At 63.9% G+C, this 24603-nt stretch carries 22 protein-coding genes; 8 read left to right on the top strand and 14 right to left on the bottom strand.

Features of this window, described 5'->3' with window-relative positions:
- Positions 1 to 309: 309 nt before the first annotated feature.
- The 3 genes from BMW89_RS26775 (at position 310) to BMW89_RS26765 (ending at position 4403) form a co-directional block, all read left to right on the top strand.
- A complete protein-coding gene (locus tag BMW89_RS26775; protein ID WP_092030580.1) occupies positions 310 to 2040 on the top strand; it encodes a hypothetical protein in 1731 nt (576 codons plus the stop codon).
- A gap of 266 nt (positions 2041 to 2306) precedes the next feature.
- Positions 2307 to 3047 carry a thermonuclease family protein gene (locus BMW89_RS26770; RefSeq protein ID WP_092030577.1) on the top strand — a complete coding sequence of 247 codons (741 nt, stop codon included), beginning with the start codon at positions 2307 to 2309 and terminating at the stop codon, positions 3045 to 3047.
- Positions 3048 to 3215: 168 nt separating this feature from the next.
- On the top strand, positions 3216 to 4403 hold the full coding sequence (locus tag BMW89_RS26765; RefSeq protein ID WP_092030575.1) for a pyridoxal-phosphate-dependent aminotransferase family protein: 1188 nt from the start codon (positions 3216 to 3218) through the stop codon (positions 4401 to 4403).
- 176 nt (positions 4404 to 4579) lie between these two features.
- On the opposite strand, the gene BMW89_RS26760 is transcribed toward BMW89_RS26765, so the two are convergent.
- Together BMW89_RS26760 and BMW89_RS26755 are read right to left on the bottom strand one after the other, a co-directional pair.
- The gene (locus BMW89_RS26760; protein ID WP_092030573.1) at positions 4580 to 5692 is read right to left on the bottom strand and encodes a hypothetical protein; all 1113 of its coding nucleotides are present in this window, start codon (positions 5690 to 5692) and stop codon (positions 4580 to 4582) included.
- Positions 5692 to 7128 (bottom strand): MBOAT family O-acyltransferase, encoded by a 1437-nt coding sequence (locus BMW89_RS26755; RefSeq protein ID WP_092030571.1) that lies wholly within the window; start codon positions 7126 to 7128, stop codon positions 5692 to 5694. Before BMW89_RS26755 ends, BMW89_RS26760 begins: the two co-directional genes overlap by 1 nt.
- A gap of 151 nt (positions 7129 to 7279) precedes the next feature.
- On the opposite strand from BMW89_RS26755, the gene BMW89_RS26750 reads away from it, so the two are divergent.
- The gene (locus tag BMW89_RS26750) at positions 7280 to 9379 is read left to right on the top strand and encodes a S9 family peptidase (protein WP_092031009.1); all 2100 of its coding nucleotides are present in this window, start codon (positions 7280 to 7282) and stop codon (positions 9377 to 9379) included.
- A gap of 124 nt (positions 9380 to 9503) precedes the next feature.
- On the opposite strand, the gene BMW89_RS26745 is transcribed toward BMW89_RS26750, so the two are convergent.
- The 6 genes from BMW89_RS26745 to BMW89_RS26720 all read right to left on the bottom strand — a co-directional run bounded on the left by BMW89_RS26745 (position 9504) and on the right by BMW89_RS26720 (position 15788).
- The gene (locus tag BMW89_RS26745; protein WP_092030569.1) at positions 9504 to 10595 is read right to left on the bottom strand and encodes an SMP-30/gluconolactonase/LRE family protein; all 1092 of its coding nucleotides are present in this window, start codon (positions 10593 to 10595) and stop codon (positions 9504 to 9506) included.
- 74 nt (positions 10596 to 10669) lie between these two features.
- Positions 10670 to 11389, bottom strand: a complete 720-nt coding sequence (locus BMW89_RS26740) for a ribonuclease activity regulator RraA (RefSeq protein WP_092030566.1) — start codon at positions 11387 to 11389, stop codon at positions 10670 to 10672.
- A 10-nt stretch (positions 11390 to 11399) separates the two neighbouring features.
- Complete coding sequence (gene araD / locus BMW89_RS26735) at positions 11400 to 13139, bottom strand: L-arabinonate dehydratase (RefSeq protein ID WP_092030563.1); 1740 nt, start codon at positions 13137 to 13139, stop codon at positions 11400 to 11402.
- Positions 13136 to 13999, bottom strand: coding sequence for an ABC transporter permease (locus BMW89_RS26730; RefSeq protein ID WP_092030560.1), 864 nt, complete (start codon positions 13997 to 13999; stop codon positions 13136 to 13138). Before BMW89_RS26730 ends, araD begins: the two co-directional genes overlap by 4 nt.
- Positions 14000 to 14010: 11 nt before the next feature.
- The gene (locus tag BMW89_RS26725; protein WP_092030557.1) at positions 14011 to 14772 is read right to left on the bottom strand and encodes an ABC transporter ATP-binding protein; all 762 of its coding nucleotides are present in this window, start codon (positions 14770 to 14772) and stop codon (positions 14011 to 14013) included.
- Positions 14772 to 15788, bottom strand: a complete 1017-nt coding sequence (locus BMW89_RS26720; protein WP_092030555.1) for an ABC transporter substrate-binding protein — start codon at positions 15786 to 15788, stop codon at positions 14772 to 14774. The genes BMW89_RS26725 and BMW89_RS26720 overlap by 1 nt, the downstream gene beginning before the upstream one ends.
- A gap of 94 nt (positions 15789 to 15882) precedes the next feature.
- On the opposite strand from BMW89_RS26720, the gene BMW89_RS26715 reads away from it, so the two are divergent.
- From BMW89_RS26715 to BMW89_RS26705, 3 genes are all read left to right on the top strand, one after another.
- Complete coding sequence (locus BMW89_RS26715) at positions 15883 to 16605, top strand: GntR family transcriptional regulator (protein ID WP_092030552.1); 723 nt, start codon at positions 15883 to 15885, stop codon at positions 16603 to 16605.
- A 191-nt stretch (positions 16606 to 16796) separates the two neighbouring features.
- The gene (locus BMW89_RS26710) at positions 16797 to 17222 is read left to right on the top strand and encodes a response regulator (protein ID WP_092030550.1); all 426 of its coding nucleotides are present in this window, start codon (positions 16797 to 16799) and stop codon (positions 17220 to 17222) included.
- The gene (locus tag BMW89_RS26705) at positions 17203 to 20790 is read left to right on the top strand and encodes a PAS domain S-box protein (protein ID WP_092030547.1); all 3588 of its coding nucleotides are present in this window, start codon (positions 17203 to 17205) and stop codon (positions 20788 to 20790) included. Before BMW89_RS26710 ends, BMW89_RS26705 begins: the two co-directional genes overlap by 20 nt.
- 156 nt (positions 20791 to 20946) lie before the next feature.
- On the opposite strand, the gene BMW89_RS26700 is transcribed toward BMW89_RS26705, so the two are convergent.
- Positions 20947 to 21582 carry a response regulator transcription factor gene (locus tag BMW89_RS26700; RefSeq protein ID WP_092030544.1) on the bottom strand — a complete coding sequence of 212 codons (636 nt, stop codon included), beginning with the start codon at positions 21580 to 21582 and terminating at the stop codon, positions 20947 to 20949.
- 149 nt (positions 21583 to 21731) lie between these two features.
- Between BMW89_RS26700 and BMW89_RS38460 the strand changes: the two genes are divergently transcribed.
- On the top strand, positions 21732 to 22022 hold the full coding sequence (locus BMW89_RS38460; protein WP_092030541.1) for a hypothetical protein: 291 nt from the start codon (positions 21732 to 21734) through the stop codon (positions 22020 to 22022).
- A 53-nt stretch (positions 22023 to 22075) separates the two neighbouring features.
- On the opposite strand, the gene BMW89_RS26690 is transcribed toward BMW89_RS38460, so the two are convergent.
- From BMW89_RS26690 to BMW89_RS26670, 5 genes are all read right to left on the bottom strand, one after another.
- Complete coding sequence (locus BMW89_RS26690; RefSeq protein ID WP_092030538.1) at positions 22076 to 22579, bottom strand: response regulator; 504 nt, start codon at positions 22577 to 22579, stop codon at positions 22076 to 22078.
- A 140-nt stretch (positions 22580 to 22719) separates the two neighbouring features.
- Positions 22720 to 23037, bottom strand: coding sequence for a pilus assembly protein PilZ (locus BMW89_RS26685; RefSeq protein ID WP_092030535.1), 318 nt, complete (start codon positions 23035 to 23037; stop codon positions 22720 to 22722).
- Positions 23038 to 23039: 2 nt separating this feature from the next.
- On the bottom strand, positions 23040 to 23918 hold the full coding sequence (locus BMW89_RS26680; RefSeq protein WP_092030533.1) for a CheR family methyltransferase: 879 nt from the start codon (positions 23916 to 23918) through the stop codon (positions 23040 to 23042).
- Positions 23919 to 23978: 60 nt separating this feature from the next.
- Entirely contained in the window at positions 23979 to 24365 is a 387-nt protein-coding gene (locus BMW89_RS26675; protein WP_092030530.1) for a response regulator, read from the bottom strand.
- 31 nt (positions 24366 to 24396) lie between these two features.
- A partial coding sequence (locus BMW89_RS26670) for a chemotaxis protein CheW (RefSeq protein ID WP_177196332.1) occupies positions 24397 to 24603 on the bottom strand: 207 nt, incomplete at its 5' end.

The raw sequence follows: 24603 nt of genomic DNA, 5'->3' as shown, positions 1-24603 counted from the left end.
CGCAATTTGCGGCGCCGCACCAAACAAACCCTTAACCGGATATAGCCTCCCCGGCAATAGATCGCCCAAAAATTGAGCTAAGTTGCTGAATATATTGGTTAATCCTCCGATCCGAAGAGCGGCATTTTTCGCTTCCCAGTAGTCTTCCGGGGCTCCATCATGCAGCCCTCGTGCCGAGTTTTGCCGTGACTGCCGTCACATTTGTATTTCCCGCGAATCCGGGTAGCTTTTTCAACGACTTGCAGGGGGTGGCGTGCGGACGGGTGCTTGCTCGCCGGCCCTGGGCAAGGCCCCGCGACCAGGTATTTCATGAGCTTTCATTATTTCGCCGGCGCCGCCTGCCGGGCGCTGACGGCGCGCAAAGACGGCCCCTCGCTTTACGATGTCTGCGATCCCGTCTTGTCGGGCTCCGCCAGCGGCGATCCGCATCTGGCCAAGTTCTACAAGACCGCGCTCGGTAATCCCGCATTGCGAATACTGCTCCGCCGCGCGGGCGTGCCCGAGCTGCGGGACGAGGCGAAGCTGACCCGGCTGCGCGAGGCGCTGGTGCGCGCCCGCGACGAGGCCGAGCCCGACTGGGCGGCGGTCGGCCAGCCCGTCGCCGATCTCGTCGACAGCATCGCGCTCGATCATCCCAAACCGCCGCCGGCGATGTTCACCGGCTCCGCGCCGTCGCAGGCGCAGATCGACGGGGTCATCCGCGACTGCGCGCAGCATCTGCTCGGCTCGTACCGCAAAAACGGTTTTCTGCCGACCTATGCTGCCTTCAACCTGATCGGCGACCCTGATTTTCGCGGCCGCGAGCTGATCATGGCGCTCACCGGGCTGAACGCGCGCGGCTACAAGAACTCCTCGCTGCTGTTCAATCTCGCCCGCGTCTTCATCGCGCGCTCGCAGGCCCGCGCCGTGGTCAATCCGCCCTGGACCGGCATCGCCGAGCCGATGTGGGAGCCGGTGCAGATCCGTCACCGCTCGGCCTATTACGATGCGTTCTTCATCGAGGCGCTGCTCAGCTTCGTCGAGACCGGGCTCGCCTCGCCCGCCGACAAGAACGCGGCCGAGCGCGCGATCGCCGACATGGTCGATTTCTGCGTCAATATCAGCCGCGAGGAGGTCGAGGGCAGCGACGGCGCGCGCTTCAACGTCATCACCGCGCTGGCGCCGGCGCCGCATCCGCGCTTTTCCCGCTATTTCGCGCAGATCAAGCAGGACCTCGGCTTCGGCGTCTACGTGCCGGATTGCGACACCACGGCCTGCTCGATCTCGGCTGCGACGCAGGCGGGCTGCACCGATCCGATCCTCGACCAGCCGCTGCTGGACTTCTATTCCGGCTACCAGGTGCGCGCCGGCGTCAACGAGCCGCGCGTGACCGTGCCGATCAACGACAATATCGACTATGAGGGCGGGGTTGCGACCTGGATCGACAACCTCAAGGGCGAGCGGCCCTACGGCAACGATCTCGATCCGACGCTCAACCTCGACATTCTCGAGGTGAGCTTTCGTAACCTGGCGCGCTGGAAAGTATTGGAGACGCCGGCGCGGCTGGCGACGGTTCATCGCATCATCGGCTTCCAGAAGCGGCTGGCGGCCAGCGGCGCCTTCGCCAATCCGCGCTCACACATCTATTATTTGCCGGAGCTCTACAGCGCCTATTTCGGCCGCTGCTATGCGGCCTTCCTGGCACTGCCGCTGGCGGCGCAGGCCATCATCGATCCCGGCGGCGATTTCGATTTCATCCGCCACCGCGTGCTCTCCTATGTGAAGGGCGAGCTGATGGCCGCGGAGATGAACGTGTTCGACGCGGCGCTGGCGCTGATCGCGCTCGGCCATCTCGGCGCCGACCCGCGCGCCTTCGCGCCGGCGCTGAACGTCATTATCACCCAACTCGGCGAAGGCGGTCGCCGCGGCCCGTTCCGTGCCTATGAGTGGAACAAGATGAAGACCCCGACGCGGATTCTGGTCGGTGGTCCCGAGGTGACGTCGGCGTTCGTGCTGATGGGGCTGGCGGTGGCGAAGCGGGCGATGGCAGGGCGGGAGTGAGATGGTCTCGTGCCCCGGACGCAGCGCAGCGCCTCTTCGGCGGTGCGCTGCAGAGCCGGGGCCCATCTCGCCAAAAGCTCGCCTGGGGTTTTCTGGGTCCCGGCTCTGCCGAGCGGCGTTGCACGCCGCACCGCGTCCGGGACACGAGAGTTGTTCGCCCAATGACGGGAAGTTGAAAGCCTATCCGTTAGGCATAAGCTGGCCCGCAGGCCAAAAGCCGACCACAATTGCGGGCTCTATCGAGGTTTCATCACACGCGGACCGGCATGTTGCGAAAATTCCTGATTGCGCTGTCTTTGCTCAGCTTATCTTGGCTCGCTCTCCCGTCGCTGGCCGAGGCCGCCGACATCACCGGCACGGCCAAAGTCCGCTCCGGCGATTCCGTCGTGATCGGAAACACGCGCGTCCGCCTCGGCGGCATCGATGCACCCGCGGTCGACCAGCTCTGCCTCAACACCAAGAGCGAGCGCTGGACCTGCGGCATCGCGGCCCGCGACGAGCTCGCCAAATACACCGAGGGCAAGAGCTGGGTCTGCCATACACGGTCGATCGACCGGCGCGGCCGCACCGTGGCGCGCTGCGACGTCGGCGGCGAGGACATCCAGAAATGGCTGGCGCGCGCCGGCTGGGCGCTGTCCTACACCCGCGTCTCGCATGACTATGATTCGGACGAGGCTGCCGCGCGTGAGGCCAAGGCCGGGATGTGGCAGGGCGCCTTCATCGCGCCCTGGGACTGGCGCGTCCGCAACAAGAAGACGACGATATTGGGTGCCACCAAGCCGCCGGAGGGAGCGCATGCGGTGCTGCTCGCCTCGGCCTCGGGGCCGGTCGCCCCCGCGCCCGACTGCACCATCAAGGGCAATGTCAACACCGCCGGCGAGTGCATCTATCACCAGCCGACCAGCCGCTGGTACACCCAGATCAAGATGAAGATCAGCAAGGGCACCCGCTGGTTCTGCTCGGTCGAGGAGGCGGAGGCCGCCGGTTGTCGGGAGACCAAACGATAGCGCATGGTCCGGAAAAGTGTGCAGCGGTTTTCCGGCAAGACCATGCTCAAAAAACAAAAAGCGACCGTCTGGCCTGCGTTTTAGGCGCTTTTCTTGCATCGCAGCGCCGCGTAAAAGTAGGAATCAGCGACCCACCATCCTGTTCTCAACCAACAAGGACTGATAGCAATGACCGTTCGCGCGGGCCGGGAATTTCTGGCCATCCCCGGGCCCACCACGATGCCCGACGAAGTGCTGCGGGCCATGCACCGTCCGGCGATCGACATCTACTCCAAGGAGATGCACGAGCTGACCAACAGCCTGCTCGGGGACGTCTCGAAGCTGTTCGCAACCAAGGGCCAGTCTTACATCTACATCGCCAACGGTCATGGCGCCTGGGAAGCCGCTTTGAGCAATGTTTTGTCGCGAGGCGACAAGGTGCTCGTGCTGGAGAGCGGACGCTTCGCGATCGGCTGGGGCAATGCGGCCGCCCTGATGGGCGCCGAGGTCGAGGTGCTCAAGGGCGACTGGCGCCGCGCGGTGCGGCCTGATGAGGTCGAGGAGCGCCTGCGCCGCGACAAGGAGCACAAGATCAAGGTCGTCGTCGTCGTTCAGGTCGACACGGCCAGCGGTGTGCAGAACGACATCGAGGCGATCGGCAAGGCGATCAAGGCCAGCGGCCATCCCGCGCTGTACATGGTCGACACCGTGGCCTCGCTCGGCTGCATGCCGTTCGAGATGGACAAATGGGGCGTCGACGTCGCGATGTCCGGCTCGCAGAAGGGCCTGATGACACCGCCCGGCCTCGGCTTCGTCGCCGCCAACGCGCGCGCGCGCGAGGTGCAAAAGAAGGCGAATATGTCGACGCCCTATTGGAGCTGGAGCGAGCGCGAGGGCACCGAGAATTATCGCAAATATGCCGGCACCGCGCCGGTGCATCTGTTGTTCGCCTTGCGCCAGGCTATCGACATGCTGCACGAGGAAGGGCAGGAGAACGCCTTCCGCCGCCACAGCCTGCTCGGCGAAGCCGCGCGCCGCGCGGTGGGGGCATGGTCGGAAGGCCAGGTGCTCGGCTTCAATATCGCCGAAGCCAGCGAGCGCTCCAACACCGTGACCACGGTGACCATGAGCAACGGCCATGATCCGGCAGTGCTGCAACGCTATTGCAAGGACAAGTGCGGCGTCGTGCTCGGCACCGGCATCGGCGACCTCTCCGGCCAGGCCTTCCGCATCGCCCATATGGGCCATGTGAATGCGCCGATGCTGCTGGGTACGTTAGGGGTGATCGAAATCGCCCTGAACGCGCTGAAGATCCCGCACGGCAAGGGCGGGCTGGAAGCCGCGGTGTCGTATCTCGGTGAAGAGGTGGCGGCTTAACTGGCCCTCGTGCCCCGGACGCAGCGCAGCACGGAGTGATGCGCTGCTGAGCCGGGGCCCACTGGCTGCGATGGGTCCCGGCTCAGCGGAGCGGCACTTCGCGCCGCACCGCGTCCGGGACACGAAAGCGGGTATCGTCGTGCACGAAGCCCCGCATCTTGCTTCGCTCATGCGGGCTACGGCTGGTTCACTGGCGGCACGCGGTACGCCTCGATCTGCGCCTTCAACTCATCCAACGACGCGAGCGGCTTGCTCGGATCCACCCGATATTCCCCACTCGCGAGCCACTCCAGCACTTTCGCATCCACCACCGGCGAATGGTGGATGACGTCGCTGTAATTATCGAGGTCGTGCGTCACCGCCTCGATCGCGCGGAAATCATAAAGGCGAACGTTGGGAAGCTGCGTCAGGCGCTGCGCAATCACCGCCGTGAGATCGGTGACGATCTTCAGCGCCTCTGGTGCCGCATCGCGCATGGCGACGAATTGCAGGATCGAATAAGGCGGGAAGTAGATGTCGAAGGTCACGTCCGGATGGCGCGTGATCAAACCGACGGCATCGCGCTCGAAATGCCGCACCATGACCTCGTAGCCATAGCCTTCGCCGAGAAAACGGCTGCGCACGGGACTGGTGATGTAGGCGAAGGCGGCAAGCGTCCTCTTAGCGTTGTAACCGCGTGCGACGTCGAAATCGCGCGGCAGTGCGTAGATGTCGTCGACATCCGCCAGCGCAAACTTGACGGGCAGATAAGGCGCCGCGCGCGTCAGCGGCTCTCGCAATGGCGGAACAGACCTCAGCAAGGCGAACAGGGATTCCTTCGCCATCGCGGCGCTGAACAGATAGGACGCGATGCCCTTCGTCGTCCTGCGGTAGAGATCGGCCGACAGAAAAGGATCGGCCTCGATGTTGGCCGCATCGACGAAGATAAAATCGTCCATCTCCCAGATCACGCGCCGGGCGCCGCGGTCGATCGCCTGCTCCAGCACAAAGCCCTGCTGGCGCGAATTGGAGCCGGTCATTGCCAGCTTGAGCGAATGCACCCCGAGTGTGCGGTCGATATCGCTCTGGCGAAAATGGATCGCGAGCGAGGTCCCCATGAAGGCGGTGTCGAACGACTGGCTGCGGATCAGTCCGGCATTCTGCACGCGCGTATCGTCGGAATAGATGGCGAGACGCGAAGGACGGAACAGTTGCAAGGGATCGACGAGATAAGTGAGTGCGGCCGCGCCGAGCGCGCAGATCACACTCGCGAGCAGAAGACGCCTCAGATGTGTGAAGGTGCCTCGCATCAGAACCGGAAATAGATGAATTCGCTGTGGCTCTGGATGCCCAGAATGCCGAACGCGAGCACCAGCGATGCGCCGTAGAGAAACAGCGGCCGCAGCCGCCCACCTCGAAAGTCCTCGCCGACCCTGCGATTGGCATGATCGTAGCCCATGATGCCTTGCGTGTTTGGCGCGAACCACACCAGTGCGGCATAGATCGAGACCTGCACCAGCGCCGCGATTTCTTCACGGCCGGAGACGATGGTCGAAGGATCGGTCATGGCGGTGAGCATCCGCAGCGCCCAATCGACCCGTTCGGCCCGGAAGAACACCCAGGCGACGACGACGGCGAGGAAAGTCAGCACGGCGCCGGCGATGCGGACCGGGCGCGCGAGAGCCGAAGGGATGTTGGGCACCAGCGCGTTGAAAGCGTGATTGATGCAGAGATAGGCGCCGTGCAGCGCGCCCCAAACGACAAACGTCCAGGCCGCGCCGTGCCAGAGCCCGCCGAGCAGCATCGTGATCATCAAATTGACGTAGCGCAGCACGCGGCCATGGCGATTGCCGCCGAGCGGGATGTAGAGATAGTCGCGCAGGAACTGCGACAGCGTCATGTGCCAGCGCCGCCAGAACTCGACGATGCTGGTGGCCTTGTATGGCGAGTTGAAATTGATGGGCAGAAAAATGCCGAACATCAACGATATCCCGATCGCCATGTCGGAATAGCCGGAAAAGTCGAAATAGAGCTGGAAGGTGTAGGCGAGCGCGCCGAGCCAGGCCTGATCAAAACTCGGGAAGCGCGCCTCGAAGGCGAGCGCGACCAGCGGCTGGATGCCGTCGGCAAGGCAGGTCTTCTTGAACAGGCCGATGGCGAAGATGATGACACCGCACAGGATCAGATGCGCGTCCGGATGCTTTGATTCCTCCCGCTCGAATTGCGGGATCATGTCCTTGTGGTGGAGGATCGGTCCCGCGATCAGATGCGGGAAATAGGTCACGAACAGCGCGTAGTGCGGCAAGGCGTAGGCCGCGACCTGGCCACGATAGGCATCGACCAGGAACGCGATCTGGGTGAACGTGTAGAAGGAGATGCCGACCGGGAGCAGGATGTGGACCGCGGCATGCGTGCCGAGCAGCGCATTGAGATTGTCGGCGGCGAAGCCGGCATATTTGAAGATGCCGAGCATGAGGAGATCGCCGGTGACGCCGAGGGCGAGCGCCACCTTGCGTTGTGACGCCCCGAGCTGCGCCACGATCAGGAGATGGCCGATGCCATAGTTGAAAGCGATCGAGATCAGCAGCAGGGCCACGAACTGCCAGTTGCCGATCGCATAGAAGGCGAGCGAGGCCAGCGCCAGCCAGATCACCGGCGTCAGATTGCTGCGCCGCCCGAGCCAGAAATAGCCGGCCAGCACCACGGGGAGGAACAGCAGGATGAACGGGTAGGAATTGAACAGCATCAGGCTGGACCGGCGGCGGGGGTATTGCCCGTAAAGCATACAAGGGCACGATCAACAACCCGGCGACTTGGCACAGTCCTTGGCGCAGCCCGCTGGCAATTCGCAGAAACAGGACGATATAAGGTCGAACACGCATCTCAACGAGGATCGAGTGACCCAGGCCAAAACACCTTCCCTGCCCCCCGTCGCCCCGCGCCGGCCGCATTCCTTCACCCACCACGGCATTACCGTGACCGACGACTATGCCTGGCTGAAGGACGAGAAATGGCAGGAGGTGCTGCGCGAGCCCAAGGTGCTCGATCCCGACATCCGCAAATATCTTGATGAGGAGAACGTCTACACCGAGAGCCTGCTCGGCCACACCGCTGGCTTGAAGAAGATTCTGGTGCGCGAGATGCGCGGGCGAATCAAGGAAGACGATTCCAGCGTGCCGTCACCGGACGGGCCCTTCGCCTATTTCCGCCGGTTTCGCGAGGGCGGGCAGCACGAGCTGTTCGGCCGCATGCCGCGCGATGGCGGCGAGGGCCATATCGTGCTCGACGGCGACGCGCTCGCCAAGGACCACAAATATTTCAAGTTCGGCGGCAGCCGGCACTCGAACGATCACAAGCTGCAGGCCTGGAGCGCCGACACCAAGGGCTCGGAGTATTTTACGATCCGCGTCCGCGACTGGGCGACGGCTAAGGATTTTGACGATCTCGTCGAGGAGACCGACGGCGGCGTGGTCTGGAGCGCGGATGCAAAATCCTTCTTCTATGTGAAGCTCGACGACAACCACCGCCCGATGCAGGTGTGGCGGCACAAGCTCGGCACCAAACAAGCCGACGACACGCTTGTCTATGAAGAGCAGGATTCCGGCTGGTTCACCCATCTGCACGAGAGCACCAGCGGCCGCTTCTGCGTGATTGCCGGCGGCGATCACGAAACATCCGAGCAGCGGCTGATCGATCTCGCCCATCCGGAGGCGCCGCCGCTTCTGGTCGCGGCGCGCGAGGAGGGCGTGCAATATTCGCTGGCCGACCGCGGCGACGAGCTGTTCATCCTCACCAATGCCGATGACGCCATCGACTTCAAGATCGTCACGGCGCCGCTTCGCTCGCCCGAGCGCAAGAACTGGCGCGATCTGATCCCGTATCGTCCGGGCATCTACATCATCGACCTCGATCTCTATTCCGGCCATCTGGTGCGGCTGGAGCGCGCCAATGCGCTGCCGGGAATCGTGATCCGCGACCTCGCGACGAAGGACGAGCACGCCATCGCCTTCGACGAGGCCGCCTATTCGCTGGATACGATGGGCTCCTACGAATTCGACACGACGAATTTGCGCTTCGCCTATTCGTCGATGACGACGCCGTCGGAAGTCTATGATTATGACATGGTCAAGCGCGCGCGCACCCTGCGCAAGCGGCAGGAGATCCCGTCCGGCCACAACGCCGCCGATTATGTCACCACGCGCATCATGGCGAAGGCGCATGATGGCGCCGAGGTGCCGGTGTCGATCCTGTATCGCCGCGGCTTGAAGCTCGACGGCACGGCGCCGCTGCTGCTCTACGGCTACGGCTCCTACGGCATGGCGATGCCGGCCTCGTTCAGCGCCAACCGCCTGTCGCTGGTCGATCGCGGTTTTGTTTACGCCATCGCCCATATCCGCGGCGGCGCCGACAAGGGCTGGGGTTGGTATCTCGACGGCAAGCGCGAGAAGAAGACCAACTCGTTCGATGATTTCTCAGCCAGCGCCCGTGCGCTGATCGATGCGAAATACACCAGCGCCAAGCGCATCGTCGGCCATGGCGGCTCGGCGGGCGGCATGCTGATGGGCGCCGTCGCCAACCGCGCCGGCGAATTGTTCGCGGGCATCGTCGCGGAAGTGCCGTTCGTCGACGTGCTCAACACCATGCTCGACGACACGCTGCCGCTGACGCCGCCGGAATGGCCGGAATGGGGCAACCCGATCGAGAGCGAGAAGGATTTTCGCACGATCCTGTCGTACTCGCCCTACGACAATGTCGCGGCAAAGGACTATCCGGCGATCCTGGCGATGGGCGGCTTGACCGATCCGCGCGTGACTTACTGGGAACCGGCGAAGTGGATCGCGCGCCTGCGCGCCACCATGAGCGGCGGTGGCCCGGTGCTTCTCCGCACCAACATGGGCGCGGGCCATGGCGGCGCTTCGGGGCGCTTCGACCGTCTCGACGAAGTCGCGATCGTCTATGCGTTCGCGCTGTGGGCGGCGGGGATGGCGGAGGCTTAACTTCGTAGCCCGGATGGAGCGCAGCGAAATCCGGGACTCGTGCAAACCGCAACACCGTTACCGGATTACGCTTTGCTCCATCCGGGCTCCGGGCCTCTCCCCGCAAACGGGGAGAGGCGAAAGCTCACACCGCGCCGTGCGCTTCCACATAAAGCGCGTAGATGGAGTGGCAGCTCGCCATATAGAGGCGGTTGTTCTTGGGGCCGCCAAAGCAAAGATTTTCGCAGCGTTCGGGCAGCTTGATGAAGGCGAGCCGCTTGCCCTCAGAGCTGAACACCATCACGCCGTCGAGGTCCTCCGACTTGCCCTTGAGCTGAAACACCTTGCGGCCGCCGAAATCGGTCGGCTCGGATTGCAGCGCGCCGTTCGAGCCCCAGCCGCACCAGAGATTGCCGTCACGATCGACGCGGAAGCCGTCGAGCGAGCCCTGGTCGGCGGCGTCGATCAGCTTGGTCTTGCCGCTCAGCGCACCATCGTCGCCGACATTGTAGCTCCAGATGCTGCGATTGGGCGTGCCCTTCCATTCGACGATGTAGAGCTTCTTCTCGTCCGGCGAGAAGGCAAGGCCATTCGGATTGACGAGGTCGGTGAGGACGGCGGTGAGCTTGCCGTCCTTGGCGATGCGATAGACATTGGTGGTGGCCTGCTCGGGCTTATCCTTCTTGCCCTCCCACTCGCCACCGATGCCGAACAGGGGATCGGTAAACCAGATGCTGTCGTCCGACTTCACCACGATGTCGTTCGGCGCGTTCAGCCGCTTGCCCTCGAACTTGTCGGCAAGAACGGTGATCTTGCCGTCCTTCTCGGTGCGGGTGATGCGGCGGGTGACAGAGTGTTCACAGGTGACGAGGCGACCCTGGCGGTCGCGCGTATTGCCGTTGGCATAGTTGGCGTTGGCGCGGAAGACGCTGGTCTGCCCGGTCTTCTCGTCGAACTTCATGATCCGGTTGTTGGGAATGTCGGAAAACAGGAGATAACCGCCCTCGGGGAAATAGACCGGACCTTCGGCCCAGCGCAGGCCGGTTGCGACCTGCTCGAGGGTCGAGGAATAGAGCCGGTATTTTGCGAAGCTCGGATCCAGGATCTGGACCGCGGGGTCTGGATAGCGCTGGCTCGGCGCGAACGGGAACGACTGGGCACCGGCGGCACGGGTAAGAAGCGCCGAAGCCGCTGCTGCACCAGCTCCGGCCATAAGGTTGCGTCGCGTGAAATTCATTGGAGTCCTCCCTGGGTGATAAAAGGCCGGCGCTTGATGCGCCGGCTCGTTTCTTGACGTGAGTTAGTCCCGGCCTAGCGGCTGTTCTTCTTCCGCCATTCCGCGAAGTCGACCAGCGTCTGCGGGTCCGTCGCCGGATAGAGTCCGAAAATGCCGCGGCCCTTGTTGACTTCCTCGGTGACGAAGTCCTCGAATGCGGTCATCTCAAACGTTTCGTTGGCGATGTCGTCGGCGAGATGCGCGGGGATCACGATGACGCCGTCGCTGTCGCCCAAAATGACGTCGCCGGGGAACACCGGCGCATCACCGCAGCCGATGGGAACGTTGATCTCGATGGCGTGATGCAGCGTCAGATTGGTCGGCGCTGATGGGCGATGGTGATAGGCGGGAATGCCGAGCTTGGCGATCTCGGCGGAATCGCGAAAGCCGCCATCGGTGACGACACCGGCGACGCCGCGCTTCATCAGCCGCGTCACCAGGATCGCACCAGCCGAAGCCGCGCGCGCGTCCTTGCGGCTGTCCATCACCAGCACGCTGCCTGCCGGGCAATCCTCGACCGCCTTGCGCTGCGGATGCGACCGGTCCTTGAAGACCTCGATGGTGTTGAGATCCTCGCGCGCCGGCATGTAGCGCAGCGTGAAGGCCTCACCGACCATGGTCGGCTGATCGACACCGAGGGGGTGCACATCCTGGATCATCTGGATGCGCAGGCCGCGCTTGAACAATGCGGTGGCGACAGTGGCAGTGGAGACGGATTTGAGTTTGTTGCGGGTGGCGTCGCTTAGTTTTGTCATGTCGTTCTCTCTAGTAAATCGACGGCTCGCCGATCGGCGCGCCGAAATCGGTCTCAAGGAAGTCGAAGTCGCAGCCGTCATTGGCCTGCTTGATGTGTTTGGTGAACATCCAGCCATAGCCGCGCTCGAAGCGACGCTCGGGCTGCTTCCAGGCGGCGCGGCGCTTTTCGAGCTCGGCTTCGGAGACATCGAGATTGATCGTGCGCGCGGCAACGTCGAGCGTGATGCGATCGCCGTTCTGCACCAGCGCCAGCGGGCCACCGATGTAGGATTCGGGCGAGACGTGCAAAATGCAGGCGCCGTAGCTGGTGCCGCTCATGCGCGCATCGGAAATGCGCACCATGTCGCGCACGCCCTGCTTCACGAGCTTTGTCGGGATCGGCAGCATGCCCCATTCCGGCATGCCCGGCCCGCCCTGCGGTCCTGCATTACGCAGGATGAGGATATGGTCAGCGGTGACGTCGAGATTGGGATCATCGACCGCCTTCTTCATTGATGGATAATCGTCGAACACCAGCGCCGGGCCGGTGTGCCTGAGGAATCGCGGCTCGCAGGCGCTCGGCTTGATGACGCAGCCGTCGGGCGCGAGATTGCCCTTGAGCACGGCGAGCGCGCCCTCCTTGTAGATGGGATTATCGACCGAACGGATCACGTCGTCATTGTGCACTTCGGCGCCCGCGATATCTTCGCCGAGCGTCCTGCCTGTGACGGTGATGCAGTCGAGATGCAGATGTTGCTTGATCTGACCCATCAGCGCCGGCAGACCGCCGGCATAGAAGAAGTCCTCCATCAGATAGGCATCGCCGCTCGGCCGGACGTTGGCAATCACAGGCACCTTGCGGCTCGCGATCTCGAAATCGTCGAGCCCGATATCCTGGCCGGCGCGACGGGCCTGCGCGATCAGATGGATGATCGCATTGGTCGAGCAGCCCATCGCCATCGCCACCGCGATCGCGTTCTCGAAGGCTTTCCGGGTCTGGATCGTCTTCGGCGTCAGATCCTCCCACACCATCTCGACGATGCGACGGCCGCACTCGCTGGCCATGCGGATGTGGTTGGCATCAGCGGCGGGGATCGAGGAGGCACCCGGCAGCGTCATGCCGATCGCTTCCGCGATCGCGGTCATGGTCGAAGCGGTGCCCATGGTCATGCAGGTGCCATAGCTGCGGGCAATGCCAGCTTCGATGTCGAGCCAGTCCTTGTCGGAGATCTTTCCGGCGCGCCGCTCGTCCCAATATTTCCAGCCGTCCGAGCCGGAGCCGAGCGTCTTGCCCTTCCAATTGCCGCGCAGCATCGGGCCCGCCGGCAGATAGATCGCCGGGATATTCATCGAGGTGGCGCCGAGCAAAAGCGCAGGCGTGGTCTTGTCGCAGCCGCCCATCAGCACCACGCCGTCAACAGGATGGCTGCGCAGCAATTCTTCCGCGTCCATCGCCAGCAGATTGCGATAGAGCATGGTGGTCGGCTTCAGCAGCGATTCCGACAGCGACAGCGCCGGCAGCTCCAGCGGCAGGCCACCGGCCATCAGGATGCCGCGCTTGACGTCGTCGACGCGCGACTTGAAGTGCATGTGGCAGGGCTGTGCGTCCGACCAGGTGTTGAGGATCGCGATGATCGGGCGGTCCTTCCACTCCTCCGGCGCGTAGCCCATCTGCATGGTGCGGGAGCGGTGGCCGAACGAGCGCAGATCGTCGGGCGCGAACCAGCGCGCGCTGCGAAGCTGGTCGGGCGTGATTTTTTTCTTGGTCATGATTGGGTGCCCCATTTCTGGACGGTATTCCGCTCGATGGCGCGGAAGATCAGGTTCTCGACAAAAAGCCCGATGATAATCACCGTCAAGAGGCCTGCGAAGACCGCAGGTATGTCGAGGAGGTTGCGGTTCTCGAAGATGAACCAGCCAAGCCCGCCCTGGCCTGAGGACACGCCGAACACCAGCTCGGCCGCGATCAGCGTGCGCCAGGCAAACGCCCAGCCGATCTTGAGGCCGGTGAGGATCGAGCCGAACGCCGCGGGGATCAGGATTTTCGCCACATAGGGCAGTCCGCGCAGGCCGTAATTGCGGCCGACCATGCGCAGCGTGTTGGACACGCTCTTGAAGCCGGAATGGGTGTTGAGCGCGACCGGCCACAGCACCGAATGGACCAGCACGAAAACAAGACTGCCGTTGCCGAGCCCGAACCAGATCAAAGCGAGCGGCAACAGCGCAATCGCCGGCAGCGGGTTGAACATCGCCGTCACCGTTTCCAAAAAGTCGGTGCCGATGCGCGTCGAGATGGCGAGAACCGTGAAGATTGCCGCGAGCACGATGCCGGCCGAATAGCCCATGAACAGGACTTTTAGCGAGGCCCACGCCCGCAGCGGGATCGTGCCGTCCTTGACGCGATCCCACAGCGTGGCGATCGTGTCGTGCAGCGTCGGAAACAGCAGGGGATTGTCGAGAGTGACGCCGTAGGCTTCCCAGACCGCCGCGAGGAACAGTATGATGACGGTCTTGCGGACAAAACCGTCGTTCCACAACAGCTCGAGCACACTCAGCTTGCGCTCGACCTCGACTGCACCGCCTGCGGTCGCTCCCGGTGCATCACGCAGCAGAATTCTTGCTTCGCCCATCAACGGCTCCCTCAATGCGCTGTGGCTTCGCCGGCGAACAGGAGATCGTGGATCTCCTTCTCCAGCCGGCCGGCGCTGCCGTCCTCGTTCGAGACCTTGTCGACATCGACCACCTCGGCCTTGACGCGGCCGGGATGCGGCGACAGCAGCAGGATGCGGTTGCCGATGCGGATCGCTTCCGCAATCGAATGGGTCACGAACAGCACGGTGAATTTGGTCTCGCTCCACAGCTGGAGCAGCTCGTCCTGACAAGTCCGGCGCGTCAGCGCGTCGAGTGCCGCGAACGGCTCGTCCATCAGCAGGATATCAGGCTCCATCGCCATGCCGCGCGCGATTGCGACGCGCTGCTTCATGCCGCCGGATAGCGTGTGCGGATAGGCATCGACCACGCGGGTGAGGCCGACCTTCTCGATATAGGCCCGCGCTCGCGCCTCGGCGTCCTTGCGCGACAGCTTTCGCGCAGTCAGCAGCGGGAACATCACGTTGGCGAGCACGCTCTTCCAGGGCAGCAGTTGGTCGAACTCCTGAAAAATCATCATGCGGTCGGCGCCGGGACCGCGGATCTCGCGATCGCCGATGGTCATGCGGCCTTCGCTCGGACTCATGTAGCCGCCGACGGCCTTGAGCAGCGTCGACTTGCCGCAGCCGGAGGGACCGAGCAGCACGAAGCGATCGGACCTGTCGACGGTAAAGCTCACCCTTTCCGTGGCGGTGACGACGGCGCTGGAGGTCTTGTAGCGCAGCGTCACCCCACTGACATCGAGCAGGGCCATCAGTTGCCCTTCAGATCATGCGCGACGGGGAGGTAATAGTCCGTCCAGGCCTTGGGCTGCATCTTCAGCGTGCCGGTCTTGAACAGATGGGCTGCGAATTTCATCGTGCCCTGCGGCTCGAGATTCCACTCCATCATGCCGGGCTCTTTCAGGAGATCGAGCAGCTCTTCCACCGAGGTCTTGTCGCCGGTGATCTCCTTGTAGATCTCGACGGCCTGTTTGGTGTCGCTGCGGATCAGGTCCTGCGCTTCCTTGGTCGCGTCACGCACCGCCTGGATGATCTTTGGATTGGCGTCGGCGAACTTCGTCGTGGTGAAGAACTGCGCCTGGCTGAGCGGACCGCCCATCACGTCAGGCGAGTTCAGCACGACATGCGCGCCCGGCACGTTCTTCAACTCCAGGAACGTGAAAGGCGGGATCGAGAAGTGGTTGTGCACCTCGTGCTTGGGATTGGCGAGCGCCGCATAGGCATCGGGATGGCCGAGCTGCACGGTGTTGACATCGAGCTTCGCCCATTGATCAGCCCCGAACGCCTCGGAAGCCGCGATCTGAAGCACGATCGCCTGGGTCGAGATCTTCACCGTCGGCACCGCGATCTTGTCGCTCGGGCCAAAATCCCTGATCGACTTGATGTTGGGATCCCGGCTGATCAGCGTCATCGGCTGCGCCGAGGTCGCGACGATGCCCTTCACGCCGCCGCGCGTACGATCCCACAGCAGCAGCAGATTGCCCGTGCCGGTATTGAGAATATCGACGCCGCCCGCGAGCAGCGCATCCGTCTGCGCACCGCCGCCGGAGAAGGTGATCCATTTGGTGGTGACATCAGGCACGCCGAGAGCAGCCGCGTGCTTCTCGATCAGCTTTTGCTTTTCCATGATGTGGCTCGGCATGTAGAAAATGCCGGGCTGGCGCGACAGCGAGATCTCGGACTTCTGCTGCGCATGCGCCGCGGACACCGAGAGAGCGGTTGCGGCGATCAGGGCGGCCGCGAGTCGGCTGCGAAGATGCTTGATCATTGTTGTGTGTTTCCTCCGGCCAGCGTAGCGCTGCGTTGACCCTGTTGATGCACTAATATATTAGTGCATCAAAGGCAAGCCCGCGGGACCCGACATGGAAGCAGCCCACTCCGCGCCGCGCGCGGCGCGACCCGCAAAAGCCGCTTCAAGGCTCGATCGCGCTCGGCAGGCCGCGCCGCAGGTGTTCGAGCGGCTGCGCAATGCGATCATCGCGCTGGAGCTGCCGCCGGGGGCGCCGCTGTCTCGCGCCGAGCTCGCCGGCCAGTTCGGCGTCAGCTCGACGCCCGTGCGCGATGCCCTGATGCGGCTCGAGGAAGAGGGCCTGGTCGACGTCTTTCCGCAGCACGCGACTGTCGTGAGCCGGATCGATATCGGTCGCGCCGAACAGGCGCATTTCCTGCGTCAGGCGCTGGAGCTGGAGATCGTCCGGCTGCTCACGGAACAGCATGATGAAGCCCTGATCATCCGCCTCGATCACGCCATTGCGCTGCAACAACAATCTGCCAAGGCCGGTGACTTCGAAGCCTTCATGGCCGGCGACAATGATTTTCACGCGCAGCTGTATACCGCCGCCGGAAAGCAGGATTTGTGGGCGCTCGTTCGCAGCCGCAGCGGACATATCGACCGGCTGCGCCGGCTGCATTTGCCCTCGCCCGGCAAGGCCCAGAACATCGTGCGTCATCACAAGCTGATCACCCGTGCGATCGAGGCGAGCGACGCCGATGCTGCACAACAGCATCTGCGCAAGCATCTATCGGGCACGCTCAGTGAGCTCGACAGGATCCGGAGCCATCATCCGGAGTACCTGACCGACTAGCCGTGTGACGGCATCCTGATCATCTGCACGTAGTCGTGCATACAGACGTCCCTCGAATTCAGACGCGGCTTACAACCATCGGACCGGCGCGAAGTGCTTGCAGGACGGGCACAATCCGCGCAACAATTTCGCATTTGAAGCTTTGATTTGGGTCGCAGGGAACATCCCTGTTCGACCCGGAGGTTTTTGACGTGGCCAACATCCTGATCGTGGATGACGACGCGGCCGTGCAGATCACGATCCGGCTGCTCCTGGAGCGGGCCGGTCATCACGTCACCGTCGCCGGCGATGGCCGCAAGGGACTGGCGCTGTTCGAGGCTAGCCGGTTCGACCTGCTGTTTCTCGACATCTTCATGCCCGGCATGGACGGGCTGGAGACGATGCGCCGTATCAGGGCGCTGCAGCCGGCCATTCCGATCATCGTGATTTCAGGCCGTTCGATCACGCCGGACGCCTATGCGGAACCGGATTTCCTGAAGATGGCGACCAAGCTCGGCGCTGTGGCGAGCCTTCAGAAGCCGTTCCGCCCCGACGCGCTGCTCGCCGCAGTCGATGGCTGCCTGACATCTGCCCAATCATCATCCGTACCGCAACCCGATGCCGGCTCCGGCGGATGACAGAGCCATGCATGGTGGGCAGTCACAGAACAGTCGAGAGCATTCCCGACGCGGCGCGAAGGCCAACATGACCCTCGCAACCCGACTGGCCATCGCAATGATTCTGCTGGTCGCGGTTGCGGTCTCCGCCGTCGGATGGCTGAGCCATTCCAGCCTGGAACGGGCGCTGCTGCCGCGCGTGCTCGACCGCATCGAAAGCCACTCGCGGCTGCTCGCTTCCCAGCTCGAGGCCCATGCCAATGGCGCGCGTGCGGATATCACAACGTTCCGCTCCCGCGCCTCCGCGCGCGGCTTGATCGACGCCCATTTCAACAACGGGGTGGATCCGGTCGACCACCTCTCCGAAAAGACCTGGCGTGATCGGCTGCTGACACGCCTCGTCGCCGACGTCGGCGCCAACCCGGCCTACGCAAAATTTCGCATCATCAGCGCCGACGGCACCGAATATCTTCGCGTCGACCGCTCCGGCGCTGACGGATCGGTGCGGAGCGTCCCCGACGATGCCTTGCAGAACAAGGACGACCGCTTCTTCTTCCAGGAGGCGATCAAGCTGTCCGAGGACCAGGTCTACGTCTCGCCGGTCGATCTGAACGTGGACGGTGGCGTAGTTCAAATGCCCTATGTCCCCACCCTGCGGGTCGCGGGGCCGCTGTACGGATCCGGCCACCGGCTGTTCGGCATCGTCGTCGTCAATGTCGATATGCGCCAGGTATTCGACCGTATTCGCATCTCGATCCGGCCGGGCGAGCAGGTCTATGTCGTCGGCCGCAACGGCGACTATCTCGTGCATCCCGATCGCACCCGCGAGTTCGGCTCGCAATTGGGGACGCCGACGCGTTGGCAGAACGAGTTCCCCCATTTCGCAGCCCTCACCGGATCGACACAGAGTGCCAGCGAGGCCGTGCAAGGCAGCGACGGCAAGCCGGGCGGCACCGCGATCGCGCCCGCCATCCTGGCCGAGGACCAGTGGGTCGGCATCATCCGCGTCGTGCCCAACGCCGCGTTCATGGCGCCGGCTATCACCATCGGGCGAACAACCGTCACGATCGGCCTCGTCGCGGTGCTGGTCGCGGCCGTGCTGGCCGTGCTGCTGGCTCAATCGCTGACCCGTCCGATCGGGCGGCTCACCACGGCGGTCGAGGCGATCGGACGCGGCAAAGAGGCCAAAATCCCGGTCGATGCATCGGGCGAGACCGGCATGCTGGCGCGGGCCTTTGCCCGCATGGTCGAGGAGACCGAGGCAAAAACCTCGGCACTGGAGCACGAGGTTGAAGAGCGGCGCCGCACCGAGGCCGCGCGCGACCAGCTGGCCGTCCGCGAACGCCTGTTCAGCGCGGCGGTCGAGTCGTCCGACGATTCGATCATCATGCAGACGCTCAATGGCAGCATCATCGGGTGGAATGCGGCGGCCGAGCGTCTCTACGGCTATTCGGCCGAGGAAGCGGTCGGACAGCCGACCTCGATCCTGCTGCCGCCCGATCGCCACGAAGAAGGCAAGGATTATCTCCAACGGATTGCGCGGGGGGAGCGGATCGAGCATTTCGAGACCGTGCGCCTGCGCAAGGACGGCACGCCGGTCGATATCTCGGTGAGCCTTTCGCCGATCAGGGGAGCGTCGGGCGAGATCATCGGCGCCTCCGGCTCGGCGCGCCGCCTCACCGACGCGCGCCAGACCGAGCGGGCCCTGCAACAGCAGATCGAGGAACGGCGACAGCTTTTCGACGCCTCGCAGGATCTGATCATGATCATGGATTCGCGCGGCCACATCGTGCAGATCAGCCCGAGCTGCGAGGCCGTTCTCGGCTACCGGCCGGACGAGATGATCGGCCGCAGCGGCGTCGATTTCATCCACCCCGCGCATCTCGATCAATCGCGCGAGGAGATGCGCGCGCTCCGGCGCGGCGGCAGTCCGAAGCTCGCCGACACCCGCTGCTTCCACAAGGACGGGCGCGAGGTCTGGCTATCCTGGCTCGGCAATTGGTCCGACCAGGCCAACCGCTTCTTCTTCGTCGGGCGCGACATGACCGAGGCGAGACTCGCGGAAGAGTCCTTGCGCGAGAGCGAGCAGCTTGCGCGCAACATCGTCGAGACCGCACTCGACGCCTTCGTCCAGACCGACGACCGCAGCACCATCCTGAACTGGAGCTCGCGGGCCGAGGAGCTGTTCGGCTGGCGCCGCGACGAGGTGCTGGGCAGGAATGCGGTCGACCTGATCGTCGCCGAGGGCGAGCGCGAACGGGTCAAGGTCGGCCTCGCGCGTTTCCTCGAGACCGCGGACGGCCAGACGCTCAACCGCCGCCGCGAGCTGATGGTCCGCCGCCGCGACGGCAAGGAGTTCAAGGCGGAGCTGAGCGTCACGGCGCTGCGGCGCCGCGAGGGCATTCTATTCAACGTGTTCTACCGCGACCTCACCGACAAGATCGCGTCCGAGGAACGCATCCGCCACGCCGAGAAGATGGAGGCGGTCGGCCAGCTCACCGGCGGCGTGGCGCACGATTTCAACAACATCCTCACGGTCATCACAGGAACCATCGAGATCCTGGCCGACGCGGTCGCCAGGGAGCCGGAGCTTGTGGCGATCACCAAGATGATCGACGAGGCCGCCGGGCGCGGCGCCGAGCTGACCCAGCATTTGCTCGCGTTCGCGCGCAAGCAGCCGCTCCAGCCGCGCGAGATCGACGTCAACTCGTTGATCATCGACACCGCAAAGCTGCTGCGGCCGACGCTGGGCGAGCAGATCCAGATCGAATCGGTGTTCGAGGACGAGAACTGCGTTGCGATCGTCGATCCCAACCAGCTCACCACCGCGATCCTCAACCTCGCGCTCAATGCCCGCGACGCCATGCCCAGCGGCGGCAAGCTGATCGTGGAGACGGGGGCGGCCTATCTCGACGAAATCTATGCCGGCGCCAACGACGTTCCGCCCGGCCATTACGTGCTGATCGCCGTGAGCGACACCGGCACCGGCATTCCCGCCAATATGCTGGCCCGGGTATTCGACCCCTTCTTCACCTCGAAGGGACCGGGCAAGGGCACCGGCCTCGGGCTCTCCATGGTCTACGGCTTCATCAAGCAGTCCGCAGGGCACATCAAGATCTATAGCGAGGAGGGTCACGGCACCACGATCAAGATGTACCTGCCGCCCGGCAAGACCGCGACAGCGGTCGGCGAGGGCGTCACGCCGGCGCCGATCGAAGGCGGCCACGAGACGATCCTGGTGGTCGAGGACGACCGCCTGGTGCGCGACTACGTGCTGGCGCAGCTGCATTCGCTCGGTTACGTCACCTTGCAGGCTGCGAACGCCGCGGAGGCCGTCGCAATCGTCGCCACCGGAAAGCCGTTCGACCTGCTGTTCACCGACGTCATCATGCCCGGCAAGATGAACGGACGGCAGCTCGCCGACGCGCTGATGAAGACACGCCCCGATCTCAGGGTGGTCTACACGTCGGGCTATACCGAGAACGCGATCATCCATCACGGCCGGCTGGATTCGGGCGTGCTGCTGCTGGCAAAGCCGTATCGGAAGTCGGATCTGGCGCGGATCATCCGCAAGGCGCTGAGCGCTTGAGGCCTCGTGTCCCGGACGCACTGCAGCGCGTAAGCGCTGCTGTGGCAGAGCCGGGACCCAGAACTGTCAACCGTGCACTTGGAGAAATGGGCCCCGGCTCAGCAGCGCATCACTGCGTGACGCGCTGCGCCCGGGGCACGAGAGGAAAACCCGGCGCTAAGACGCGCGCTGGGCCGCGGTCATCACGATGCGGATCAGGTCGGCGGCGTTGCGCGCGCCGAGCTTCTTCATGATGTTGGCGCGGTGGTCTTCGATGGTGCGCGGGCTGATGCCGAGCGTACGACCGGCTTCCTTGTTGGACGCACCGGAGGCGAACTGTTCGAGCACCTCGCGTTCGCGCCGCGTCAACGGCTCGCGCCCGGGGAAGTGCAGCGCATTGAATTTCGGCGATGCGCTCTCCGCCTGCCTGCGTGCATAGGCTCCGATCGCCTCGTCGAGCCGACCGACGATCTCGCTGCCACGGAACGGCTTCTCGATGAAGTCGAGCGCACCGCTCTTGATGGCGCCCACCGCCATCGCGATGTCGCCTTGTCCGGAGATCATGAAGATCGGAGCCGGATAGTCCTCGCCCTGCAGTTCCTTCAGAATGTCGAGACCCGACTTTCCGGGAATATTCACGTCGAGCAGGATCGCAGCAGGTGTGCGATTCCGCGCAACGGAAAGCAGCGCTGCGCCGTCCGCGAAACAGATCACCTCATAGCCCGCCGCCTTCAACACCATCGACAAGGTTTCGCGAACGGCAGGGTCGTCGTCGACTACAAAGATTTCACCACGAGAGGTTTGCTCGGCCATGTGCCACATCCAGTTGGCATTACGGACTCGCGTCCGCGCCAACCTTTATGGCGTTCGGCGCGGATTCGGCCCACCCGTATTTGTACGGGACATGGACTTAACGCACAAGTAGCGGCATGGCGCCTAATTGCAGGGGACGGAGAATATCCATGCTAAATTTCGCTGGCACGCCGCCTCACGTCACGATGCCGGACGCCGATAGCCGTCAGCTGATCGCAGCCGACCTTCGCAGCCTGATCTCGCAAATCGAGACCAGCATGCGCCGGATAGCCGCAGTCCTGGATCAAGAACACGGTAGCGATCCGGAAGGTTCCGCCGACGTCTTCATTCTTGACGATGTCACGCCGCGTTATGCCACGGCGAATGCCGCCCTCAACGCCTGTCGGGCGGGCCTCGGCCACGCCCTGCAATGTATGTCGGAATCTGGCAACGCGACATAGACCGCGATCGGCGCGGCGGAAATCCGCATCCGATCGCATGGCAGCTCCGCGCGTCAGGTGCGGTGCCGCTCCACGATCGCGTCGGTGGCGACACCACCCCAGGTGTGGATCGCCGGCAGCCCCATCGCGGTCTTGCCGAGGTTGGCGAGGCTGATGCGCAGGGCCGCCAGATCGAGCGGCTTCGGCAGGCTCTGGAGTTCGATCCCGACTGAGCGGGCGAAGCTGCGGGCGGCGCTGCGGCGCTTGCCGTCCATACCGCTGATCACGATCACCGCGCCGGCGAATTTCGCCGCCGCCATCTCGCGCAACACGTCGATGCCGTCGCCATCCTCCAGTACCAGATCGAGCGTCACGCAGTCGAAGCGCGCGGCGCGGAGCTTTTCGATCGCTTCCGCCACCGACGGCGCCACGCTGACCTCGTGGCCGGCCTGCTTGGCGGCGACCGTGATCAGGCTGCGCTGCGTGGCGTCGTCGTCGACGACGAGGAGCTGAAGCGCACGCCGTTCGGTGCCGTCGGGCAGGTTTGACGTGACAGGGGAGAGGGAACTTCTGGGCATTACCGTATCCTGAGATTGAGACCGGCAATGGATACACGGGTCGCGCTTAGGCGACGTAAAACCGCTACGGCAAATTCGTTTGGATGTTTCAGCAAATATAAAGCAACGTGGCGGAAAGCGCAGGCTGCGCCACGCGCCGGTCAGGCCGCTTCGTCACGGCCGCCGGCAGCGCCGCGCTTCTTCCTGTTCTTGCCGCGCAGGAACTGGATGTCCATCTCGGCACCGTTGACGCGCACCAGCTCGCAGCGGCGGTAGGCAAGGCCCGTGGACGACAACAGCAGGAAGAACTCCTTCAGGTTCAATCCCTGGATCGAGCCTTCCACCGTGAGGATGGCGTCGGTGTCGGAGATGGCGTTGAGCTTGCAGTCGCGGCGCCAGGTGCCGTCGATAGCCATGATGCAGACATCATAGCCGCGACTGAACGTGACGCGCTCCACACCTTTTCCATCCTCGGACATGCTTACCGTCCCGCCATCACCGCAACGCGCGGCGCCGCACCGGCGACGGCCGGCTTGGCTGCGGCCGCACGCGGGTCGTTCGGCTTGTAGAGGCCGCGACGCTCCGGAATCGGCCTGAACGTGTCGGTCAACCCGACCACGGTTTCGGCGGCACCCAGCACCAGGAAGCCGTCGGGCTCGATCTGGCGCGCCAGGCGGTTGAAGATGTTGATCTTGGTGTCCTGATCAAAATAGATCAGCACGTTGCGGCAGAAGATGACGTCGAACGTTCCGAGCGAGGCGAAATCGTGCAGCAAATTGAGCTGGCGGTGCTGGATCATCGCCCGCAGTTCGGGATTGACCTGCCAGGTCTCGCCAGTCTGCTTGAAATATTTCATCAGCATCTGGATCGGCAGACCGCGCTGCACTTCGAACTGGCTGTAGATGCCGGCCTTGGCCTTCTCCAGCACCTCCTGCGACAGGTCGGTCGCAATGATCTCGACCCGCCAGCCGGTGAGGGCTGCGCCCATCTCCTTCAGGCTCATCGCCAGCGAATAGGGCTCCTGCCCGGTCGAGCCGGCGGCGCACCAGATCCGCACGCTGCGGCGGCCGGCCCGCGCCTTGATGACCTCAGGCATGATGTGGTCGCGGAAATGATCGAACGGGACCTTGTCGCGGAAGAAGAAGGTCTCGTTGGTGGTCATGGCTTCGATCACGTTGGTGATCAGCGGACGCGCGCCGCCCTGAAGCTTTTGCACGAGCTCGCCGATGCCGGAGAGTCCGGCCTTGCGGGCCAGCGGCAGCAGGCGGCTTTCGATCAGATATTGCTTGTCTGCGGACAGGTCGAGCCCGGAATTGTCCTTCAGGAACTTACGCAGATACTCGTACTCGGTCGGGGTCACGGATGGCCTCTCGGAAGCTGTACTGGGAACACTCTGGCCAACGCACGCGGCCAGACACACTCAGACCATGACTTGTCCGACCGGGAGCAAGCCAACTTCAGCGAATTTGTCGGCGATGATGTCTTTGTCGAAGGGCTTCATGATGTACTCGTTGGCGCCGCCGCTGAGCGCCTGAGCAATATGAGCCACGTTGTTCTCGGTGGTGCAGAACACCACTTTCGGCTGTTCGCCGCCGGGCAGCCGGCGCATGTGCCCCATGAACTCGAAGCCGTCCATCACGGGCATGTTCCAGTCGAGCAGCACTGCGTCGGGCAGCTTGCGCTGACAGACCTCGAGCGCCTTGGAGCCGTCCTCGGCCTCGGTGACTTCGAATTCCAGGCCTTCCAGGATCCGGCGCGCGATCTTGCGCACGACGCTGGAATCATCGACCACCAAACAGGTCTTCATTTTGATTCTCCGGCTTCGATGTTTCGTTGGCTCACGCAGCCATCTGCACTTCGGTCTTGAGCTCGAGGACACGATCGACGTCGAGGACAACCATGAGCTGGCCGTCGAGACGGTGGACACCGCCGGCGAGCTTGGCCATGCGAGGGTCGAGGTTGACGGGATTCTCTTCCATGTTGTCTTCGGCAAGCCGCAGCACCTCGCCGATCTGGTCGATCAGCAGGCCGTAGGATTCACCGCG

The organism is Bradyrhizobium sp. OK095 (assembly GCF_900109945.1).
Lineage (GTDB): Bacteria > Pseudomonadota > Alphaproteobacteria > Rhizobiales > Xanthobacteraceae > Bradyrhizobium.
This window is presented reverse-complemented; position numbering and strand designations above follow the sequence as displayed.

Coding starts and splice junctions, on each gene's coding strand:
- BMW89_RS26740 (WP_092030566.1), bottom strand. CDS start 11,389: ATGACAAAACTAAGCGACGCCACCCGCAACAAACTCAAATCCGTCTCC.
- BMW89_RS26760 (WP_092030573.1), bottom strand. CDS start 5,692: ATGCGAGGCACCTTCACACATCTGAGGCGTCTTCTGCTCGCGAGTGTG.
- BMW89_RS26770 (WP_092030577.1), top strand. CDS start 2,307: ATGTTGCGAAAATTCCTGATTGCGCTGTCTTTGCTCAGCTTATCTTGG.
- BMW89_RS26765 (WP_092030575.1), top strand. CDS start 3,216: ATGACCGTTCGCGCGGGCCGGGAATTTCTGGCCATCCCCGGGCCCACC.
- BMW89_RS26675 (WP_092030530.1), bottom strand. CDS start 24,365: ATGAAGACCTGTTTGGTGGTCGATGATTCCAGCGTCGTGCGCAAGATC.
- BMW89_RS38460 (WP_092030541.1), top strand. CDS start 21,732: ATGCTAAATTTCGCTGGCACGCCGCCTCACGTCACGATGCCGGACGCC.
- BMW89_RS26775 (WP_092030580.1), top strand. CDS start 310: ATGAGCTTTCATTATTTCGCCGGCGCCGCCTGCCGGGCGCTGACGGCG.
- BMW89_RS26705 (WP_092030547.1), top strand. CDS start 17,203: ATGCCGGCTCCGGCGGATGACAGAGCCATGCATGGTGGGCAGTCACAG.
- BMW89_RS26690 (WP_092030538.1), bottom strand. CDS start 22,579: ATGCCCAGAAGTTCCCTCTCCCCTGTCACGTCAAACCTGCCCGACGGC.
- BMW89_RS26715 (WP_092030552.1), top strand. CDS start 15,883: ATGGAAGCAGCCCACTCCGCGCCGCGCGCGGCGCGACCCGCAAAAGCC.
- BMW89_RS26725 (WP_092030557.1), bottom strand. CDS start 14,772: ATGGCCCTGCTCGATGTCAGTGGGGTGACGCTGCGCTACAAGACCTCC.
- BMW89_RS26745 (WP_092030569.1), bottom strand. CDS start 10,595: ATGAATTTCACGCGACGCAACCTTATGGCCGGAGCTGGTGCAGCAGCG.
- BMW89_RS26720 (WP_092030555.1), bottom strand. CDS start 15,788: ATGATCAAGCATCTTCGCAGCCGACTCGCGGCCGCCCTGATCGCCGCA.
- BMW89_RS26700 (WP_092030544.1), bottom strand. CDS start 21,582: ATGGCCGAGCAAACCTCTCGTGGTGAAATCTTTGTAGTCGACGACGAC.
- BMW89_RS26685 (WP_092030535.1), bottom strand. CDS start 23,037: ATGTCCGAGGATGGAAAAGGTGTGGAGCGCGTCACGTTCAGTCGCGGC.
- BMW89_RS26755 (WP_092030571.1), bottom strand. CDS start 7,128: ATGCTGTTCAATTCCTACCCGTTCATCCTGCTGTTCCTCCCCGTGGTG.
- araD (WP_092030563.1), bottom strand. CDS start 13,139: ATGACCAAGAAAAAAATCACGCCCGACCAGCTTCGCAGCGCGCGCTGG.
- BMW89_RS26730 (WP_092030560.1), bottom strand. CDS start 13,999: ATGGGCGAAGCAAGAATTCTGCTGCGTGATGCACCGGGAGCGACCGCA.